This window comes from Caballeronia insecticola, from assembly GCF_000402035.1.
GTDB classification, from domain to species: domain Bacteria; phylum Pseudomonadota; class Gammaproteobacteria; order Burkholderiales; family Burkholderiaceae; genus Caballeronia; species Caballeronia insecticola.
In genome coordinates, this window is record NC_021287.1 from 1,546,597 (window position 1) to 1,564,791 (window position 18,195).

An 18,195-nucleotide genomic window follows, 5' to 3' on the forward strand; every position below is an offset into this window, starting at 1 on the left:
CGCCGAGTCAGCTCAGGACGCGCCCTGCTGCGTTTTGTGCTGTGCGCGCTTCTCCTGCGATGGCGTCTGCGCGATATGCCGGCTCGCTTCCTGGTGCTGCGCGACGATCGCATCGAGCCGGTCCTGCGCGAAACGCGGGCCGTCGTCGCGTGCAAAAACGGACGTAGCCGATACGGCGAGCGCCGCCGTGACGATGACCGTGGCGAAATGCGTTCTTCTCATGATTCACCCCGCGATTTTGAGCGGCCAGATCCCCATCGACCGCCCGATTAGCATCGCACATCGGCGCAAAAGCTGCGCGTCGCCGGGCGGCGTCAGACACGCTCGTATCCCACGCCTATCCGCCAAAATCCAGCGCGCCCGCGCACGAAGCACGCTTTCATCCAATGCGCGCTTGCGCACGGCTCTCCAATTACCTATTCCTTACAGCAAGACGTCTTTTGTCATACAGACGCGATCGAATCGAGCCAGCTTCCGGAGACCCGCCCTCATGAATCTCGCCATCTTCTTCGACGGCACTTGGAACGAACCCAACGACCGCACCAACGCCTATCTCCTCTACAAGCTCGCGCCCGAAACCGACCAGCAGGAAACCTTCTACGTGCCCGGCGTCGGCACACAAGGCAGCGGGCTTTTTGCGCTGGCGAACAAGTTTCTGGGCGGCGCATTCGGCGACGGTCTGAGCGACAACATCAAGAGCGGTTACGCGTGGCTGTGCCAGCGTTACAGTCCGGGCGCGCGCATCTACATCTTCGGCTTCAGCCGCGGCGCTTATTCGGCCCGCAGTCTCGCGGGACTCATCCGCAAATGCGGCCTCATGAACGACTGGAGCGCGCAATCGATCGATCAGGCGTACGGCATCTATCGCGATCGCGAAGTCGGGCCGTCGGATCAGCCGGTCACGGATTTCCGCAAGCAGTTTGCGCGCGAGGTGGATGTCGAATTCATCGGCGTATGGGATACCGTCGGCGAACTCGGCATTCCGCTCGACGGCCTGCCGGTGCCGGGCTTTTCGAGTTACTACAAGTTCCACGACACGACGCTCTCCAACACCACGCGAGCCGCCTATCACGCGATCGCGGCAAACGAATTCCGCTCGCTCTACAAGCCGACGCTGTGGACGCCCGGCAAAGACGCACGCGGCGCGCTGCCGCTCGAACAGCGCTGGTTCGCGGGCGCGCACGCGAATGTCGGCGGCGGCTATGTAAGCCCGCCGCGCAATCCGGAAGACCTGTTGCCGCTGATTCCCGCCGAATGGCTGCGCAGCTGCGCGGTGAATCATCAACTGAAGATGGACGGTCCGATCGCGATTCCGCCGCAAGCATTCGATTCCGCGCCGATCGACTCCTACACCGAGTTCACGAAGCACCACTTGTTTCTGAAGGAAGTATGCAAAAAGGAACCACGCGAGGCCGGCCGCGCGCTGAATGAAACAATCGATCCGAGTCTGCTCGCGCGTCTCGATACGCCCGGATTTCTCGATATGTATCCGGCGCTCGTCGCTCAATTGCGTGCATTGCCCGTCGGAAAATGAGCCGGGAAATGAGTCGCAAAATAAGTCAGGATTCCGCAGCGCATGACGCTTTGTGTGCGCATGCACGCACACGGCCGCCCGATTCGACGCCTAGAATGCGATTACCAAACGTTTGCGATGCAAATCAATCGCGTCCCGCGACGCGTAGCTTCGAGCACCGTGCGTAAATAGTTGCATGCGAAATCATTTCGCCTGAAGCGCACGGTTCAGACGATGTCCGCCCGCAGCCCATGCTCCGCCCGGACACGATGGGAGACGGGCATGAGCGTACCCACGACACCGGAATTCGCCGGACACGGCGCCCGCGGCGAGAACGAGCCGCCCGCGAGCGAGAACAAGGGCGACACCGACGCGGACAACGGCCACGGCCAGCCCGGCCCGCGCGTGGCAGCCGACCTCGCCAAGTGCGAGGCGCTCATCTCGCATGCGGCCGAAACCGGCACGCTCCTCACAAAAGAAGACGTCGATGCAGTCCGCAACGCGCGCGCCGCCTTCGACGACGGCGTGTGGAATCGCACGATCGGCAGCGCGTTTTATGCCGCGATGAGCCGCATCGCGGCATCGGTGCAATATCCGGGGCGACGCATCGTCGACGATCTCGACCACTGCCGCGACATGGTTTCGTACGGCGCGCAGAACGGCCGGCTGCTCGACGAACACGATATCGAAGCGATGTCGAAGGCGCGCGCCGCGCAGCAGGATCACACGTGGAATCCCGAGATCGAGAGCGCGTTCTACGCGGCGATGAGCCGTATCGCGCATGCGGTGACGCCGGTCGTCGCCGAGACGGCCGGCGAGGAAGCCCGCGAAGGCGCGCGGCGCGCGATCCGCATCTACACGCATTCGGCGATCGCGCTGACGTTGCTCGTCGTGTCGCTGTCGTGTCTGCTGTTCGTCGCCAATCAGGTGTCGACGGATATCGCCATGGTCGTCAAGGGCAACGACACGGCCGCGCTCACGCTGCACAATCAGTTGCAGGCGCATGCCGTGGCCATCGCCGAGGCGGACAAGAAGAAGGATCTCGCCGCGATCGTCGCGTTGCAGAACTCGCAGCCCGCGCTGCAGATCAAGGAGGAACTGCAGAACTTCGCCACCAACAACCGGCAGCTTTTCGCGGACGTGTCGCGCATCAGCGCATTCACGACGAGTCTCGGACTGGGCGCGATCCGCAGCCCCTACAAGGCGCCCTGCGACGCCGAAGAAAACGTGCTCAATTTTCAGGGCGCTTATCGCACGTCGCATTCGCCCAAGTATTACGACGGACAGGTCGGCAGCGGCGACTGGCAATGCAATCCGGACGTCGCGCGCAAGGTGCTGGAAATCACGCTGCCCTTGCTCGCCAAGCCGAATGCCGAACCCGGCGACACCAATCCGCCCTCGGATGTCGACGCCGTTCAGCAAGGCTTCCAGAAAATCGCGGTGTATCAGGACATCCGCGCGATGGCGCTTTATGCGAACGACATCATCCTGTCGATCGTCGGCGCGGTGACGGGCTTTTTGCTGCCCGTGCTGTACGCGTGGCTCGGCGCGTGCGCGGCGATTCTGCGGCAGCTTTCCGCCGATTCGGCCGCCAACACCTTTCACCCCGAGCATTCGAAAGTCGCGAACCGCGCGCATGTGACGAGCGCGATCATCGTCGGGATTTCGATCGGGCTGTTCAGCAAACTGCTCGAAGGCGGCAAGGATGTGTCGCCGCTCGCGGTCGCTTTTATCGCGGGCTACGCCTCGGATAAGTTCTTCTTTTTCGTCGACCGGCTCGTCGGCGCGATGTTTCCGCCACGCGCCGATGCACCCGCGCGGCCCGCCCGTCCCGATGGCGGCGCGCCCCGGCCGCCTGGGCCGAATGGACCGAGCGCTACGTCCGGTCCACCCAAGCAAGCGGTCGCAAGAGCCACGCTGCCGGGCAACGCGCCGCTGGGGCCGCCGCCGGGCGCGTGATGCGTCGTCGCGGTGGGTTGAATCAGAGATCGTCGAGTTCGAATTCGACGCCCGGATAATCCTGCAGCCGCCCGCTCACCTCGGCTTCGCGCTCGCTGGTGAAGAGGCCGTCGAGATAGTCGAACGAGAGTTGCCCGACGAGCGCCTTGAGCGCGAGTTCGGCGCTGCGTTTCGGCTCCGTCGCAATGTCGCCGGAATCCATGCGGGCGCAGAATTGCCCGTTGTTCGCCTCCATCGCGCCGATGTCGATCACCTTGCCATCGACGTTCTGCGCCAACACGCGCTGCTCCACCGCGAAGAGCCTGAAAGGACGTTCGAATCCGGCTTCGTTGTCTGAGCGGGTCATGGTGCGTTCTCCGGTAAGTGCCGCGACGCGTATGAACGAGCAAGGGCCGCGCCCGACGCGCGGCGTGCCTGTGCGGCGTCTGTGCGGCGTCTTTGCGGCGCAGCATCGACACGCCTTTGTGCCTGCATCGCGCCGTCCTACAGTGAACCATTGCCCACGCACGAAACGCGAAAAGGAGCACTCACCGTGAACGGACCCATGAACGGCAAGGTTGCGGTCATCACCGGCGCGAGCCGCGGACTCGGACGCAATGCCGCGCTGCACCTCGCGCGCCAGGGCGCGGGCGTGATCGGCACGTATCAGCGCAATGCGGAGGCGGCGCAATCTCTCGTCGATGACATCGCGCAAGCCGGCGGCCGCGCGGCCGTGCTCGAACTCGACATCGCCCGATCGGACACGTTCGCCGCCTTCGCGGACGCGCTCTGCAAGACGCTCGAAGACACCTTCGAGCGCGAGAATTTCGACTTTCTGGTGAACAACGCGGGCATCGGCGTCCACGCGCCCTTCGCCGAAACGACGCCCGCGCAATTCGACGAGCTCGTAAACATCCACCTGAAAGGCCCGTTTTTTCTGACGCAGACGCTGTTGCCGTATCTCCACGAGGAAGGCGCGATCGTCAACGTGTCGAGCGGTCTCACGCGCTTCGCGCTGCCGGGCTATGCGGCCTATGCCGTGATGAAGGGCGGCATCGAAGTGCTCACGCGCTATCTGGCGAAAGAGCTCGGGCCGCATGGGATCACGGTGAACACCATCGCGCCGGGCGCAATCGAAACGGATTTTGGCGGCGGCGTCGTGCGCGACGATCACGACGTCAATCAGTTCGTCGCGCAGAACACGGCGCTCGGGCGCGTGGGCGTGCCGGACGATATCGGCGGTGCGATTGCGGCGATGCTCTCGGACGGCAATCGCTGGATGACGGCGCAGCGCGTGGAAGTGTCGGGCGGAATGTTTATCTGAGGCGGCTTTCTGCGTCCGCCGTCGCGCGAGAGGCGAAAAAAAAACCGGACGCCTGGGCGTCCGGTTTTCGTGTCGCGGCGGTGAAGCCGCAACGTGTAGCCTGAAGCGTCGCTTAGAAGCGGTGGATGATGCCCACGCCTGCTGCGAACTGGCTGCGCGAGGACGACGGTGCCGTCTGGAAGCCATCGCCGATCGTCGCGGTTGCGTTGATCTGACGGTTGATCGCGCCGGTCGGCGTGAACGTCGGCGTACCGAGCGTGCGGCCGTTGGCGCGCTGGAATGCTTCTAGTGCGTACAGACCCGTGCGCTTCGACAGCGAGTAGTACTGGGACAGGTTGAACTGATGGTACGACGCTGCGTCGTCGATGCCGTTCGACTTGCTTGCCCACGTGTAGCTATAGCCCGCGGCGAAGTCCCATGCGGTCGTCGCCTTCCAGTGCAGCACGGTGCCGGCCGTGTTGAAGATGGCCGTATCGGTGAACTTCGAGTTGATACCCGGGATGTACTGAACGTTCGTGTACGTCGCCGAAAGATCCCACGCGCTGTTGAACGTGTAGCCCAAGCCGACCGCGAAGCGATTCTGAGCCTGCGCGCCTTGATAGCCGTTGGTCACGGCCGACACGCCCGACTGACCGCCGGTGTTGGTCGTCGAATCCGCGCCGTACACGCCGCCGCCGTTCGTCGAGTTGTTGATGCGCGTGAACGCCACCGCACCACCGATCGGGCCTTGCTGATACTGGATCGCCGCCGACCAGGTCGAGCCTTGATACACGCTGTCGGGCACGCCCGCGAGCGAGTACGAGCCGCTGACCGTGACGCCGTAGAGCTTCGGCGACGTATAGACGATCGAGTTGTTCGCGCGGTAGATCGTGTCCAGTTCGTCCAGATCGCCCGGGTGCGCGCCGAAGAAGCCGGTCAGCCAGTTGGTCGGGCTGTACGGCGACATCAGCGTGTAGTACGAGGTGTACTGGCGGCCCAACGTCAACGTACCGTAGGCGGGGTTCGTCAAACCGACCCATGCCTGACGGCCGAACATCGCGTTCGTGAATTGCTGACCGCCCGTATTGATATTGAAGCCCGATTCGAGCTGGAAGATAGCCTTGTTGCCACCGCCCAGATCTTCAGCGCCCTTCAGGCCGAAACGGCTGCCCGCCCAGATGCCCGACGCCATCTTGACGTTCGAGCGGCCACCGCTGTTCGAGCCGAGCGAGGTCTGGCTGCTTTGATAAACGATCGAATCGTCGACGATACCGTACAGCGTGACGCTGCTTTGAGCGAACGCCGGTGCTGCGGCCGCGAACGCAGTAGCTGCGACGACAGCGGCCTTGGTCAGCGTGAAACCCTTCATTTTTTCTCCTCAAGCGGTGGGCAGTTATCTCTGGCGAGTTTTGGAACCGGTGCCGCCGTGGCGGCTTCGCATGTTTCAACTCGTTATTTTTCGCTGGCAAGTGTATGGCTTACAGTCAGAATGCGAAAGAAAGACGCATCTTCGTGTCGTTTTTTTTCACTGTCTGGTTAACCAGTATTTGCGCGAACACAAATATTGGGCAACCGGGCATGAAACTGACAGCTAGCTGACATCACGATGGCGAACCCGCGTCTGCGAACAGGCGCGCCGCTGGCCTGGAAGCCTTGTCCGGCGCGGGTTTCAGGGCTTATCGCCGGGGCGGGAAAGCATTGCAGGCAGACGGGACAAGCCGCGCCGCGCGTCGGACGCAAAAGGTCCGTCGGCTGAGATCGGCCCGATCGGGCAAAGTGGACTGCGAGAAATTTGTCGCGCGCGGACGTTTCGATTCGCGGCTAATCAGACGCCGCGGCGATTGCACGCGGCTTTCGGGACAACGGGGCGCAGCGGGGAAACGAAAGGCCGTTGCAGCCTTTCACCGATGCGCCCCAGGCGAACGCTCCCTGCCTAAGACTCGATTTTCGAGCGCAGTTCGCGGGCGGTTTCGAGCAGACCTTCGTAGCCCGAGCGCGCGTGCGCCGGCAGATCGGGATCGCCGACGAGCGTGCCGAGCGTCTCGATGATGCTGAACAAGATGCCCTTCGCTGCCCCCGCGGCCATTTTGCCGGCGGCATAGGATTCGTCGACGTGCGTAATCGCCGCATCGAAGTGCTCGACTTCGGGATGCGCTGCGTCGATCTCCGATGTGTCGTCGCGCGGCTCGGTCGGGTCGGTGTTCATGATGATCGTCCTCCCTACGTGGTCTCTGCTTCCTGTATAGCGCCACGGCGCGGCGCGCGCAATCGAGAGTGCACCGGTCGAGCGCGCACGGTCACGGCGTCGGCAGTTCCTGCACCCGCTCGATGAAATGGATGCGCCGGGTTTCGCCCGTGCTCTCGCCTGTACTTTTACCGGCGCCATGCGGCACGCCGTGCTCCGAAAGCAGCGACCGCAATTCGAGGATCACCGGAAACACTTCGTGGTTGTGATCCGCGCCCTGCCGGTCATGCGCTTCCTGCTCGCGTTCGACGATCCAGCGGTCTTCCGTGAAGATGCGTTCCGTAAACCAGATGAGCAACGGCCACGCGGCGTCCAGCAGAAACGACACCTTCGGGCGGCGGATCGACAAGAGGCCGAAGGTGCGGTTGGTGCGCTGTTCGGCGTCGAGCGGCACGTAGGCGATCCACAGATCCATCACCATCGTCTCGTCCTTGGTGCGGATCTTGAGCGTCTGGTACGGATAGTCGGTGCGGATCGTCATCACGTCTTTCTGGCCGTCTTCGGGCTTCGCGCCGCGCTTCTGCCCGAACACCAGCGCCTCGCCGATCGGCTGCTTGCCCGCCTCGCGCGCGAACGTGTAGTCGACTTCGATCCAGTCGTCGCCGCGGCGACGCCCGACCGAGCGCGCGCGCATGCTGCCCATCTGCCGCCGATGCAGAAACTGATGGTTCATGTCCATCAGATTCTCGTGCATGAAGGTGTAGTGGCACTTCACGTCGCCGCCGAAACGGCGCGTCTTGTAGGCGCGGTCGGCGGACGAGCCGAGATCGGGAAATTTGGCCTGATCCGCAAGTGCGGGGTCGCCCGTAAACACGAAGATGAGCCCCGCCGTCTCCCGGCACGGATACGCGCGCACGCCGTTGGGCAGACGCTCGCGGCCGAGATAGGGAATGTCGGTGCAGCGGCCGGTGCAGTCGTAGGTCCAGCCGTGATAACAGCAACGGATGGATTCGCCGTCGACGACGCCCGCCGACAACGGCACCTGCCGATGCGCGCAGCGATCTTCGAGCGCGAACACCTGGCCCGATTCGGTACGCACGAGCACGATCGGGTCGCCGGCGAAGCGCACGCCGTGAGCCTTGCCGCGCTTCACTTCGCGCGACCACGCGAGCGGATACCAATGATTAGGATGAATGTCGACCCGACGCAGATCGCGCGGCGGCCTGGATGGCGTGTCGATTGAACCGGCTTCTTGCTCGCCCTGCGGCAACGCTGCGTGCATGTACGACGCCTCCGGTGAAAAGGAGATCGGATTAAGCGCCGCGACGAAATGCGACGCAATGAACGACCATTCGCAGTCTACACGGCGACGATCGTTTCGGCGCGCATCGAATGGCCCGGGATGATGCCGATCATGATCATCGTCAGGCTTGCTGGCCGAGATGCGCATGCAGATAGTCGATCAGCGCGCGCACTTTCGGCGGCAGAAATCGATTGGGCGGATAAAGCAGCCACACCGGCCCCTGATACGCGCGCGCCTGCATCTCCCAGTCGGCGAGGACGGTCTGCACCGTGCCCGCCGCGAGCGCGTCGCGGGCGGCGAAGTCGGGCAGCATGGCGATGCCGAGTCCGCGCTCCGCCGCCTCCAGCCGCGCGCCCGCATGATTGGCGATATACCGCCCGCGCACCGTGACGCTCGCCGCTTCGCCGCTGCGGGTGAAGCGCCAGCGGTTATCGTCCGCCGTCTCACCCAGATAGATGCAGTCGTGCTGCGCAAGTTCACGCGGATGCGCCGGCGCGCCGTGCTCGCGCAGATACGCCGCCGACGCGCACAACAGCCAGCGCACGCGCCCGAGCGGCCGGGCGGCGAGCCCTTGCGGCGGCTGGCTCGTCGCGCGGATGACGAGATCGACGTCGCTCTCAAGCGGGTCGATATCGTGATCGGCGAAAACGAGTTGCAGATCGACGTCCGGATACGCCGCGAGAAAACCCGCCACGAGCGGATGAATGACGGATTTGGCGTAGGCTGTCGGCGCCGAGAGCGCGACGCGTCCCTGCGGCTTGCCGGAAAGCTGCCCGGCGGCATCGACCGCGCCCGATGCGGCCGCCGCCATGTCGCGACAATGCCGATACACCTGATAGCCCGATTCGGTCACGCGCACCTTGCGCGTCGAGCGTTCGAGCAGGCGCGTGGCGAGCGCTTCCTCCAGACGCTTGATTTGCCGGCTCACTGTCGATGGCGTGCTGCCCAGTTGCCGCGCCGCGAGCGAAAAATTCCCCGCATCGACGACGCGCGCAAAAACGGCCATATCGGGCAGAAGACTAAACAGATCGGCGGGATTCATTTGTGCATTCGCGACATCAAGGCTATGCGTTCCGACAGGATTATCACGCCGCACGCATCATTCGACAATGACGGCTCATCTACCGGAGCCGTTGCATGACAACCGAATCGCCCGACCGCCGTCTGCTTCCTCTCGCCGATCTGCTGCTTTTTGCCGTGGCGATGGTCTGGGGCAGCAGCTATGGCATCGTCAAGAGCGCGCTGGCGTTCTATCCCGTGCTGGCGCTGCTTGCGCTGCGCTTCGGCATCACCTTCTGCCTGCTGGCCGTGAACCTGCGGCATCTGCGGCGCGCGAGCAAACGCACGCTGCTCGGCGTGCTGACGCTCGGCCTGTTCCTGCTCTCGATCTTTCTCGCCGAAACCTTCGGCGTCTTGCACACGCGCGCCGCGAACGCCGCGTTTCTCATTAGCCTCTGCGTGGTGCTGACGCCGCTCGCCGAATGGGCGCTCCTGCGACGGCGGCCCGGCGCGGCCGAGTGGCTCGCGGTGGGCGTGTCGTTCGCGGGCGCGTGGCTGCTGGCGGGCAACGGCGCGCTTTCGTTCGACTTCAATCTCGGCGATGGCCTGATCCTCGCCGCCGCCGTGCTGCGCGCGCTCGCGGTCTGCGTGACCAAGCGCGTGCTGCGCGCCGCGCCCCTGCCCGCGCTGACGGTGACTGCGGTGCAGGCGGGCGTCGTTGCATCGGGGAGCGCGGCGCTGGCGCTCGTGTTCGCGCCGTCGCAATGGCAGCCGCTGCCCGCGCTCGCCGGTCACGGCATGTTCTGGGGATCGATGCTGTATCTCGTGTTCGCGTGCACGCTGTTCGCGTTTTTCGCGCAGAACTATGCGATCGGCCGCAGCAGCCCCACGCGCGTTTCGTTGCTGATGGGCAGCGAGCCTGCGTTCGGCGCGCTTTTCGCGAGCGTCTGGCTCGGCGAGCATGTGTCGACGGCGGGCTGGATCGGCGGCGGGATGATCGTCGCGGCGTCTTTGATGGCGTCGGTGCCTTGGCGCAGCGTGTTTGCGTCGCGTTCGGGGGGTGCTGCGGGTGAAGGGGTTTTGTGAGTGTCGGCGCGGCGTGGCTTACGCGCGCTTCTCTATGTCCGCGCGGGCGTATATCAGTGGCGCGTTGGATCGGTGACGTAAAGTTCGTCGCGGCTATCGCTGATGGTGACGGCGCGCTGGAGCGTCGTGTTTGCGTCGCGCATTTGCGGCGGCGCTGCGCGTGAGGGGCTCGTGAACGCAGTCGCGGCGCGGATCAAGCGTTTTTTTCGACGACCGAGCGAGCAACCGGCTCGGCGAACATGGTTCGATGGTAGCTTGGATCGGCGACACCACGTTCGTCGCGGCCATCGCCGTTGGCTGGCGACGGTGCGCTCGCGCGTCGTGTTTGCGTCGTGTTTGCGTCGTGTTTGCGTCGTGTTTGCGTCGCGTGCGTACGGCGCTGCGAGCAAAGAAGTCTCTTGAACGCTGCCGATCGCGGCTCACCCGCGCTTCTCCATGTCCGGGAGAGCGTCTGACTCTGCGACCGTGAATCAGTGGCGCGTTGGATCGGCGACGCAACGTTGATGGCGACGGCGCGCTGACGCGCCGTGTTTGCGTCGCGTGCTGGCGGTGCTGCGCGCGAATACATCCTCATGAGCACCACGCGCCCTACCCCCGCTTCTCAAAAACCAGACTAAAGTTATTGGCCGGCATCGGAACGACTTCCTTCAGCATCAGACCGGCCTGTGCGCCCAATTCCTCGACCGTCTCCATACCGCGCACGCCCCAGCGGGGATCGTTCGCGCGCAGCTGCGCATCGAAGGCCTCGTTGCTCGGCGCCGTGTGTGCGCCGTTGCGCCGATACGGCCCGTACAGGTACAGTACGCCCCCCGCGCCCAGATGCGCACCCGCGCCGCGAAACAACGCTTCGGCGGCTTCCCAAGGCGCAATGTGAATCATGTTGATGCACACGATGGCCGCCACGTCGCCGATGCCCCAGTCGTCGCTACGCACGTCGAGCGCGAGCGGCGCGCCGAGGTTGGCGAGCCCGGCATGAGCGCGCCACGCGGCGATCGAATCGCGCGAGGCGGCATCCGGATCGCTCGGCTGCCAGACGATTTGCGGCAACGCTGCCGCGCAATGAACCGCATGCTGCCCGGTGCCGCTCGCTATCTCCAGCACGACACCGACCGGAGGCAGCACGCGCGTCAGGACCGATAAAATCGCATCGCGATTGCGTTCGGCAGCAGGCGCGCGGCGGCGCACAGCGACATCGACGGGCGGGGACGAGTCGTGACTGGATGGAACTTGCGTCATGTTTGCCTTCGCATACGGTGTGGATGAAAGTGCTGCTGCGGTCGCATCGGTCCGGCCGGGTGCGTGGCTCGATGTCGTGCAGACGCCGGGCGGTCATCGCGCCGACATCGCGTGACCGGCAAACGCCTCCCGCACGGGCGCGATTCGTGCTATCCGCCTCCGGCTGAAGCACGGCGCGCTGAGAAACCTGTGTATGCTCCCGGATAATCCCGCGTCCGCTGCACATTCTTGCATGTTGCGTTTTGCATTCGAAATGCCAATTTGCCGATTGGAATGCAAAACGCAAGATGCAAAACTTCGCCGGAGCACTAAGCCGACGATGCATCCCGAGAACCTAAGAGCGCGCACGCGGCGCGACCAAAACGGAGTGAATCATGCCGCATGATCCGAACCAGGACCCGAAGAAGCCATCGAGCGACGGCCCCGACGACGACATGATCGCGTTCGCCAGCGAAGTGTTCGATGTCGCGCGCCGTGGCGATGCCGCCATGCTCGACGCACTCCTCTCGAAAGGCCTGCCGCCCAACCTGCGCAACGACAAGGGCGACAGTCTCGTGATGCTCGCGAGCTATCACGGCCACGCGAACGCGGTGCGCGTGCTGCTCGAACACAAGGCCGATCCGGACCTGCGCAACGACAACGGCCAGACGCCGATCGCGGGCGCGGCGTTCAAGGGTTTCAGGGACGTCATCGACACGCTGCTCGACCATGGCGCGAACGTCGAAGGCGCATCGCCGGACGGACGCACGGCGCTGATGATCGCGGCGATGTTCAATCGCGTGGAGATTGTCGAATTGCTGATCGAGCGCGGCGCGAATCCCGATGCACGCGACGCCGGCGGCTTCACCGCGCGCGACGCCGCCGAGAAGATGGGCGCACCCGACACGGCCGCTCGCCTCGCTCAGGCGGGCAATGCGCACAGGCCGTCCGGCGCGTGAGCATGACGCGGCCTGCGGGATCTCGCCGCGCTTTGCATTCATTCTTTTGCATTCAAGATTCAATCCGCTTCGACGCACGCAGTAAACATCAGCAGACAGCAGTAGACACATGCGGCGAACGACCAGCGCCCGGCGCGTGTCGAAGCGATCCGACGAACAAGACGAACAAGCAGGTGACCCGGAACCATGGAGCTTTTGCGATGACAGGCGGTTTCCCGCGTCGGGGTGACGCGCCGTCGAATGGCCGCCACGCGCCGCGACGCGCGTGCCGCGCCGACAGCGCCTTTCATGCGGCCGCGCTCGCGTTCGCGCGCCTGCTCATGTCGCCGCTCATGTCGCGGATCATGTTGCTGATCTTGTTGCTGACGAGGCTGGCCGCGTGCCTGAAAAACGTGCGCGCCCTGCGCCCCACCGCAGGCCTCTCGATCTGCGCCGCGTTAGCCCTCTCTGCGTGCGGCCTGCTGCCGCAGCAAACGCCCGCACCGATCGTCGAGCATTCCTACATCCCGACGCCCGCGGAAACCGGCCCCACCGAGCCCGAGGAGCCGTTGCCCGCCGTGCAGGCGCCGGAGCCCGCCTCCTCCGTGAAGCCGCCGCCCGCGCCGAAGCCGAAACGCCGCATCGTCAAACCGAAGCCGCCGGAGCCGGTCGTCACGCCGCCGCCTGAGCCGCCCGAGCCGCCGCCTCCGCCGCAGATCATCTCGACGCGCGTCATGCAGCACGACCAGTTGCACGGCCTGCTCGACGCCGAAGTGCAGCGTCCCGACGGCAAGGTCGTCGGCCGCGCGGTGGATCTCTACGTCGACGGCGCCGCGAAGCCGAAGCTCCTGATGGTGAACCTCGCGGGTTTCCTCGGCGTCGGCGACCGCAAGGTCAATTTCCCGTGGTCCGCGTTCCGCTTCACGCCGAACTCGAAGACCGCGCCGATCACCTTCATGCAGCCGCCCGCCGTCAAGGGCAAGCCGGCCGATCCGGTGCCGAAGCCTCAGCCCGTCGCCGAGGCGCCGCCCACCGTCGTGCAGCTTCTCGATTCGACCGTCACGCAGAAGAACGGCGCGCGCATCGGCCGCGTGGTGGATGTGCTCGTCGATTCGCAGGCTCAGCCCGAGGCGCTCGTGCTCGATCTGTCGAGTTCGCTCGCGGGCGACAAGCGCCATGTCGCGGCCAATTGGAGCGACCTGCATGTCCTCTCGCGCAACAAACAGTGGCAACTGCAAATGGATTTCAACGACGCGCAACTCAAGGCCGCACCGACCTACGCGCCCGAACAACCGATCAAGATCGTTTCTCCCGTCGTGCCCGCGCCTGCATCGACCGCGTCCGCCGCATCGGCTGCCACGGCTTCGTCCGGTCCCGCCGGCACGACCGCTTCCGGCGCCGTAGCGGCGCAGACGCCGGCCTCCGGCGCGCGCCCTGCCCGATAACGGATCACGACATGGATAACCGATTCACGACATGGTAATTGCACGCAGTCTGCGCGCGCTCGACTGGCTGAACTTCTTTGTCGCCAACGTGCAGACCGGCTTCGGCCCTTTCATCGCTTCGTACCTCGCGGCCAACAAGTGGACGCAGGGCGAGATCGGCCTGATGCTTTCCGTCGGCACGATCAGCGCGATGGCGAGCCAGTTGCCGGCAGGCGCGCTCGTCGATGCGATGCGCAACAAGAAGTTCGCCGCGCTCTCCGCGATCGTCGCGATCATCGTGAGCGCGCTGTTGCTCGCCGCGAGCCCGACCTTCGTCCCCGTATTCGCCGCCGAAGTGCTGCACGGCTTCGCGAGCTGCATGCTCGTCCCGGCGATGGCGGCGATCTCGCTCGCCCTCGTCTCGCGCGCGGATCTCGGCGACCGGCTCGGCCGCAATGCGCGCTGGGCATCGATCGGCAGCGCGCTGACCGCGGCGCTGATGGGCGCGTTCGGCGAGTATCTGTCGCTGCGCTCGGTGTTCTTCCTGACCGCCGCGCTCGCGCTCCCGGCCGTCGTCGCGCTGCGCATGATTCATTACGATGCGCCGCCCGTCGTGCCGCGCACGCCCCCGGGCAAGCCCAAGCTCACGCCCGAAGGCGAGGAGCGCGAGTCGCTGCGCGACCTGCTGAAAGACCGGCGGCTGCTGATCTTCGCGGCGTGCGTGGTGCTGTTTCACCTGTCGAACGCGGCGATGCTCAATCTCGCCGCCGGCGAAGTCACCGCGCATATGGGCGACAACGTTCAACTCGTGATCGCGGCGTGCATCATCGTGCCGCAGTTCATCGTCGCGGCGTTGTCGCCGTGGGTCGGGCGGCAGGCGCAGAACTGGGGACGCAGGCCCGTGCTGATCATCGGCTTCTGCGCACTGCCGATCCGCGCGATTCTGTTCGCGGGCGTGAGCAGCCCGTATCTGCTCGTGCCGGTGCAGATGCTCGACGGCATCAGCGCGGCAGTGTTCGGCGTGATGCTGCCGCTCATCGCGGCGGACGTCGCGGGCGGACGCGGGCATTACAACCTCACGATCGGCTTCTTCGGGCTCGCGGCGGGTGTCGGCGCGACGCTTTCAACCGCCGCCGCGGGCTTTGCCGCGGATCGCTTCGGCACCGCGATGAGCTTCTTCGGACTCGCCGCCGCAGGCGCGCTCGCGGTGGCATTGGTATGGCTCGCGATGCCGGAAACGCGCGGAACACAGGCGGTGAATGAAGACGAGAAGCCGCCGGTCAAAGCGTAGCGATGTACGCTCACGCGAGCGGTTTCAGCCCTTCGAGCAATGTCGGAATCAGCTCGCTCACCGTGGGATGAATGTGCATGGCCCGCTGCAGCGTCGTATAGGGCGCGTCGGCGTTCATGATCTCGATGAAGGTATGAATCACCTCATCTCCTTCGATGCCATGAATCGCCGCGCCCAGAAAGCGCTTCGTGCGCGCATCGACGAGCGCCTTCATGAAGCCGGCCGTCTCCCCGCGCTCGCGGGCACGGCCCACGCGTGTCATCGGCATCGTCGCGATGAGTGCTGCGCGGCCATCCTTGCGCACGTCCTCCTCGCTCATGCCCACACGCGCGAACGGCGGATCGACGAACACCGCATAGGCCATGATGCGCGTATCGACACTGCGCGATTCGCCGTCGAGCACATTCGACGCGATGATCTCGTAGTCATTCCACGACGTATGCGTGAATGCACCGCGCCCGTTGACATCGCCCAGCGCATAGACGCCGTCCACCCGGGTGCGCAACTGGCCATCTACATCGATCATGCCGTGCCTGTTCACCGCGATGCCCGCGTGTTCGAGGCCGAGGTCATCGGTGTTCGGTGTGCGGCCCGTCGCGAAGAGCAGATGCGAGGCATCGATCGAGCCGTCGTTCAAGACGATGCGCACGCCGCCCGACGACGGCTCCACGCGTTCGATCTGCGCGTCGAAGCGAAACTCGATGCCTTCCTGCACGAACACGTCCTGCACCGAGCGCGCGAAGTCTTCGTCCTCGCGCGTGAGGATGCGCTCGCCGCGCACGAGCAAGGTCACGCGGCTGCCGAAGCGCCGGAACATCTGCCCGAATTCGAGCGCGATATAACTCGCCCCGACGATCACGAGATGCGCGGGCACTTCGGTGAGTTCGAGGATCGTCGAGTTGGTGAGATACGGCACGCGCTCGAGCCCTTCCACCTTCGGCACTAAAGCGCGCGTGCCGGTGTTGATGAAGGCGAGATCGGCTTCGATATCCTGCGTCGAGCCATCGACGGCCTCGATACGCAACGCATGCGGACCGCTGAAGCGTCCATGTCCCTTGAACACGGTGAGATTCTTCGTGCCGCGCAGCCATTTCTCGATGCCCTCGCGCGAGCCGCCGATCACTTCGTCCTTGCGCGCCTTCACGCGCGCCATGTCGATAGCGATATCGCCGCCGATCATCACGCCGTATTGCGCCGCCGTGCGCGCGACGTGCGCCGCGCGCGCGCTCGCGACATAGGTCTTGGTCGGCGTGCAGCCGACATTCACGCAGGTGCCGCCGAACAGATGCCGCTCGATCACGGCCGTGCGCTTGCCGCTTTGCGCGAGCCGCACGGCAAGCGGCGAGCCGCCCTGCCCCGTGCCGATGACGACCGCATCGAAATGCTGTGACATGCTGAGTTCTCCCTGGTCCGGGCGCATCGACGATGCACGCTGCGTGCGGGCGCGAAGGACCGTGCGTTTGAAGCGGATGACGAATCGGTATGCCGGAATCGAAAGTCATCTTACGCGCAACTCGTGGCGCGGTCAGAGAGGGTGCAACGTGTGCAAGGATGGACGCGCATGCGCGTGCAAATGCCGGCACGGGCATGGCTTGTGCTCCGTTTCGTATGATCGTCCCGCGCGTCGCCGCGCGGCCCGCCTGCCCACAGCACACAAGATCCGCAAAGGGATTCATGATCGAGACGATATGGTTTCTCGTCGTCGGCAGCGTGCTCATTTTCATGGGGCTCGCCAGTTCGACATTCAAGCGCCTGCCGATCAGCACCGCCATGTGCTATCTCGCGATCGGCTTCGTGCTCGGCCCGGGTCTGGCCAATATTCTGACGCTCGACCTCAAAGCCGACGCCACGACGCTGCGGCGCATCACCGAAGTCGCGATGCTCGTGTCGCTCTTCGCCATCGGCCTTCGCTTGCGCCTGTCGCCGACCGACCGCATCTGGATCCTGCCGGTGCGTCTGGGCTTCGTCGCGATGGTGCTGACCGTCGTCGCGCTCACGCTTTTTGCCGTCTATGTGCTCGGGTTCGGCTGGGGTCCGGCACTCCTGCTCGCCGCCATGCTCGCGCCGACCGATCCCGTACTTGCGCACGACGTGCAGGTGGAAACGCCCGGCGACCTCGATCTGCTGCGCTTTTCGCTCTCGGGCGAAGGCGGTCTCAATGACGGCATCGCGCTGCCCTTCGCGCTTCTCGCGCTCGCGGTATGCCGCTTCGAAACATCGCCGGGCGATGCCTTGCAGTGGACGTTCGCCTTGCAAGCCGTTTGGGGCATCGCGGGCGCGCTTGCAAGCGGCTGGCTGCTCGGCGCGTTGTCGGTTCGGGTCGTCGCGTATCTGCGTACGCGTCACGGCGAAGCCCTCGGACCCGAGGGCTTCTATGCGCTCGGATTGATCGCGCTGTCGTACGGCGTGGCCGAACTGCTGCACACATACGCGTTTCTCGCCGTGTTCGCGGCCGGTCTCGCGATGCGCCGCGTCGAGCAGAAAACGAGCGGCGGCAAGTCCGCACGCGAAGCGGTCGGCACCGTCGATGCCGATGACGTCGGCGCCACCGCAGTCGATCCCGAACGCGCGCACGCCTTCATGGCGGAGCGCGTGCACGGCTTCACGATCGAGCTGGAGCGCATTGCGGAAGCCGCGATCATGCTGATGGTCGGCGCCGTGCTTGCCACCATCTGGCGCGAGTTGTTCACGTGGCAGACGGGCGCGCTCATCGTCGCGCTGTTTGTGGTGCTGCGGCCCGCATCGGTCGAAGCCTCGCTGCTCGGTTCGGATGCCGCGCCTTCGCAACGACGGCTCATGAGCTGGTTCGGCATACGCGGCGTCGGCTCGTTTTACTATCTGCTCTATGCGCTCGAACATGCGCCGCAGGATATCGCGGCGCCGCTCGTGCCGTTCGTCATTGCGACGATCACCGCATCGGTCGTCGTGCACGGCATCACTGCGACGCCATTGATGACACGTTATCAACGAACGCGGATCGATGACTGAACGTCATGATGC

General features: G+C 65.0%; 16 protein-coding genes. 8 read left to right on the top strand and 8 right to left on the bottom strand.

Annotation, left to right across the window (positions count from 1 at the left end; translation table 11 throughout):
• Positions 1 to 12: 12 nt before the first annotated feature.
• Entirely contained in the window at positions 13 to 222 is a 210-nt protein-coding gene (locus tag BRPE64_RS07155) for a hypothetical protein (RefSeq protein ID WP_016345403.1), read from the bottom strand.
• Positions 223 to 490: 268 nt separating this feature from the next.
• On the opposite strand from BRPE64_RS07155, the gene BRPE64_RS07160 reads away from it, so the two are divergent.
• Both BRPE64_RS07160 and BRPE64_RS07165 read left to right on the top strand, forming a co-directional pair.
• Positions 491 to 1,534, top strand: coding sequence for a DUF2235 domain-containing protein (locus BRPE64_RS07160; RefSeq protein ID WP_016345404.1), 1,044 nt, complete (start codon positions 491 to 493; stop codon positions 1,532 to 1,534).
• Positions 1,535 to 1,795: 261 nt separating this feature from the next.
• Positions 1,796 to 3,472, top strand: coding sequence for a proline-rich domain-containing protein (locus tag BRPE64_RS07165; RefSeq protein WP_016345406.1), 1,677 nt, complete (start codon positions 1,796 to 1,798; stop codon positions 3,470 to 3,472).
• Positions 3,473 to 3,494: 22 nt separating this feature from the next.
• Here the strand turns inward: BRPE64_RS07165 and BRPE64_RS07170 are convergent, their stop codons facing one another.
• Positions 3,495 to 3,818 carry a hypothetical protein gene (locus BRPE64_RS07170; protein WP_044041344.1) on the bottom strand — a complete coding sequence of 108 codons (324 nt, stop codon included), beginning with the start codon at positions 3,816 to 3,818 and terminating at the stop codon, positions 3,495 to 3,497.
• Positions 3,819 to 4,016: 198 nt separating this feature from the next.
• Between BRPE64_RS07170 and BRPE64_RS07175 the strand changes: the two genes are divergently transcribed.
• Complete coding sequence (locus BRPE64_RS07175; protein WP_016345408.1) at positions 4,017 to 4,775, top strand: SDR family NAD(P)-dependent oxidoreductase; 759 nt, start codon at positions 4,017 to 4,019, stop codon at positions 4,773 to 4,775.
• A 112-nt stretch (positions 4,776 to 4,887) separates the two neighbouring features.
• On the opposite strand, the gene BRPE64_RS07180 is transcribed toward BRPE64_RS07175, so the two are convergent.
• From BRPE64_RS07180 to BRPE64_RS07195, 4 genes are all read right to left on the bottom strand, one after another.
• The gene (locus BRPE64_RS07180; protein WP_016345409.1) at positions 4,888 to 6,123 is read right to left on the bottom strand and encodes a porin; all 1,236 of its coding nucleotides are present in this window, start codon (positions 6,121 to 6,123) and stop codon (positions 4,888 to 4,890) included.
• A 564-nt stretch (positions 6,124 to 6,687) separates the two neighbouring features.
• On the bottom strand, positions 6,688 to 6,960 hold the full coding sequence (locus BRPE64_RS07185; protein WP_016345411.1) for a hypothetical protein: 273 nt from the start codon (positions 6,958 to 6,960) through the stop codon (positions 6,688 to 6,690).
• 91 nt (positions 6,961 to 7,051) lie between these two features.
• Positions 7,052 to 8,221, bottom strand: a complete 1,170-nt coding sequence (locus tag BRPE64_RS07190; RefSeq protein WP_016345412.1) for an aromatic ring-hydroxylating oxygenase subunit alpha — start codon at positions 8,219 to 8,221, stop codon at positions 7,052 to 7,054.
• 142 nt (positions 8,222 to 8,363) lie between these two features.
• Positions 8,364 to 9,284, bottom strand: coding sequence for a LysR family transcriptional regulator (locus BRPE64_RS07195; RefSeq protein ID WP_016345413.1), 921 nt, complete (start codon positions 9,282 to 9,284; stop codon positions 8,364 to 8,366).
• Between the two features lie 95 nt (positions 9,285 to 9,379).
• Here BRPE64_RS07195 and BRPE64_RS07200 point away from each other — a divergent pair, with 95 nt between their 5' ends.
• Positions 9,380 to 10,327: a DMT family transporter gene (locus tag BRPE64_RS07200; protein WP_016345414.1), complete on the top strand. Its 948-nt coding sequence runs from the start codon at positions 9,380 to 9,382 to the stop codon at positions 10,325 to 10,327.
• Positions 10,328 to 10,915: 588 nt separating this feature from the next.
• Here BRPE64_RS07200 and BRPE64_RS07205 read toward each other — a convergent pair.
• Positions 10,916 to 11,563 carry a DUF938 domain-containing protein gene (locus BRPE64_RS07205; protein WP_051180317.1) on the bottom strand — a complete coding sequence of 216 codons (648 nt, stop codon included), beginning with the start codon at positions 11,561 to 11,563 and terminating at the stop codon, positions 10,916 to 10,918.
• A 374-nt stretch (positions 11,564 to 11,937) separates the two neighbouring features.
• On the opposite strand from BRPE64_RS07205, the gene BRPE64_RS07210 reads away from it, so the two are divergent.
• From BRPE64_RS07210 to BRPE64_RS07220, 3 genes are all read left to right on the top strand, one after another.
• Positions 11,938 to 12,501, top strand: coding sequence for an ankyrin repeat domain-containing protein (locus BRPE64_RS07210; RefSeq protein ID WP_016345418.1), 564 nt, complete (start codon positions 11,938 to 11,940; stop codon positions 12,499 to 12,501).
• A 200-nt stretch (positions 12,502 to 12,701) separates the two neighbouring features.
• Positions 12,702 to 13,925 (top strand): hypothetical protein, encoded by a 1,224-nt coding sequence (locus tag BRPE64_RS07215; RefSeq protein WP_016345419.1) that lies wholly within the window; start codon positions 12,702 to 12,704, stop codon positions 13,923 to 13,925.
• A 31-nt stretch (positions 13,926 to 13,956) separates the two neighbouring features.
• Complete coding sequence (locus BRPE64_RS07220; protein WP_016345420.1) at positions 13,957 to 15,195, top strand: MFS transporter; 1,239 nt, start codon at positions 13,957 to 13,959, stop codon at positions 15,193 to 15,195.
• A gap of 10 nt (positions 15,196 to 15,205) precedes the next feature.
• Here the strand turns inward: BRPE64_RS07220 and BRPE64_RS07225 are convergent, their stop codons facing one another.
• A complete protein-coding gene (locus tag BRPE64_RS07225; protein ID WP_016345421.1) occupies positions 15,206 to 16,588 on the bottom strand; it encodes an FAD-containing oxidoreductase in 1,383 nt (460 codons plus the stop codon).
• A gap of 281 nt (positions 16,589 to 16,869) precedes the next feature.
• Here BRPE64_RS07225 and BRPE64_RS07230 point away from each other — a divergent pair, with 281 nt between their 5' ends.
• A complete protein-coding gene (locus BRPE64_RS07230; RefSeq protein WP_016345423.1) occupies positions 16,870 to 18,183 on the top strand; it encodes a cation:proton antiporter in 1,314 nt (437 codons plus the stop codon).
• The last annotated feature ends 12 nt before the right edge of the window (positions 18,184 to 18,195 follow it).

What these genes read in the sequence shown, in the direction of transcription:
- BRPE64_RS07155 (WP_016345403.1), bottom strand. Translation starts at nt 222, where the DNA reads ATGAGAAGAACGCATTTCGCCACGGTCATCGTCACGGCGGCGCTCGCC.
- BRPE64_RS07160 (WP_016345404.1), top strand. Translation starts at nt 491, where the DNA reads ATGAATCTCGCCATCTTCTTCGACGGCACTTGGAACGAACCCAACGAC.
- BRPE64_RS07165 (WP_016345406.1), top strand. Translation starts at nt 1,796, where the DNA reads ATGAGCGTACCCACGACACCGGAATTCGCCGGACACGGCGCCCGCGGC.
- BRPE64_RS07170 (WP_044041344.1), bottom strand. Translation starts at nt 3,818, where the DNA reads ATGACCCGCTCAGACAACGAAGCCGGATTCGAACGTCCTTTCAGGCTC.
- BRPE64_RS07175 (WP_016345408.1), top strand. Translation starts at nt 4,017, where the DNA reads ATGAACGGCAAGGTTGCGGTCATCACCGGCGCGAGCCGCGGACTCGGA.
- BRPE64_RS07180 (WP_016345409.1), bottom strand. Translation starts at nt 6,123, where the DNA reads ATGAAGGGTTTCACGCTGACCAAGGCCGCTGTCGTCGCAGCTACTGCG.
- BRPE64_RS07185 (WP_016345411.1), bottom strand. Translation starts at nt 6,960, where the DNA reads ATGAACACCGACCCGACCGAGCCGCGCGACGACACATCGGAGATCGAC.
- BRPE64_RS07190 (WP_016345412.1), bottom strand. Translation starts at nt 8,221, where the DNA reads ATGCACGCAGCGTTGCCGCAGGGCGAGCAAGAAGCCGGTTCAATCGAC.
- BRPE64_RS07195 (WP_016345413.1), bottom strand. Translation starts at nt 9,284, where the DNA reads ATGAATCCCGCCGATCTGTTTAGTCTTCTGCCCGATATGGCCGTTTTT.
- BRPE64_RS07200 (WP_016345414.1), top strand. Translation starts at nt 9,380, where the DNA reads ATGACAACCGAATCGCCCGACCGCCGTCTGCTTCCTCTCGCCGATCTG.
- BRPE64_RS07205 (WP_051180317.1), bottom strand. Translation starts at nt 11,563, where the DNA reads ATGACGCAAGTTCCATCCAGTCACGACTCGTCCCCGCCCGTCGATGTC.
- BRPE64_RS07210 (WP_016345418.1), top strand. Translation starts at nt 11,938, where the DNA reads ATGCCGCATGATCCGAACCAGGACCCGAAGAAGCCATCGAGCGACGGC.
- BRPE64_RS07215 (WP_016345419.1), top strand. Translation starts at nt 12,702, where the DNA reads ATGACAGGCGGTTTCCCGCGTCGGGGTGACGCGCCGTCGAATGGCCGC.
- BRPE64_RS07220 (WP_016345420.1), top strand. Translation starts at nt 13,957, where the DNA reads ATGGTAATTGCACGCAGTCTGCGCGCGCTCGACTGGCTGAACTTCTTT.
- BRPE64_RS07225 (WP_016345421.1), bottom strand. Translation starts at nt 16,588, where the DNA reads ATGTCACAGCATTTCGATGCGGTCGTCATCGGCACGGGGCAGGGCGGC.
- BRPE64_RS07230 (WP_016345423.1), top strand. Translation starts at nt 16,870, where the DNA reads ATGATCGAGACGATATGGTTTCTCGTCGTCGGCAGCGTGCTCATTTTC.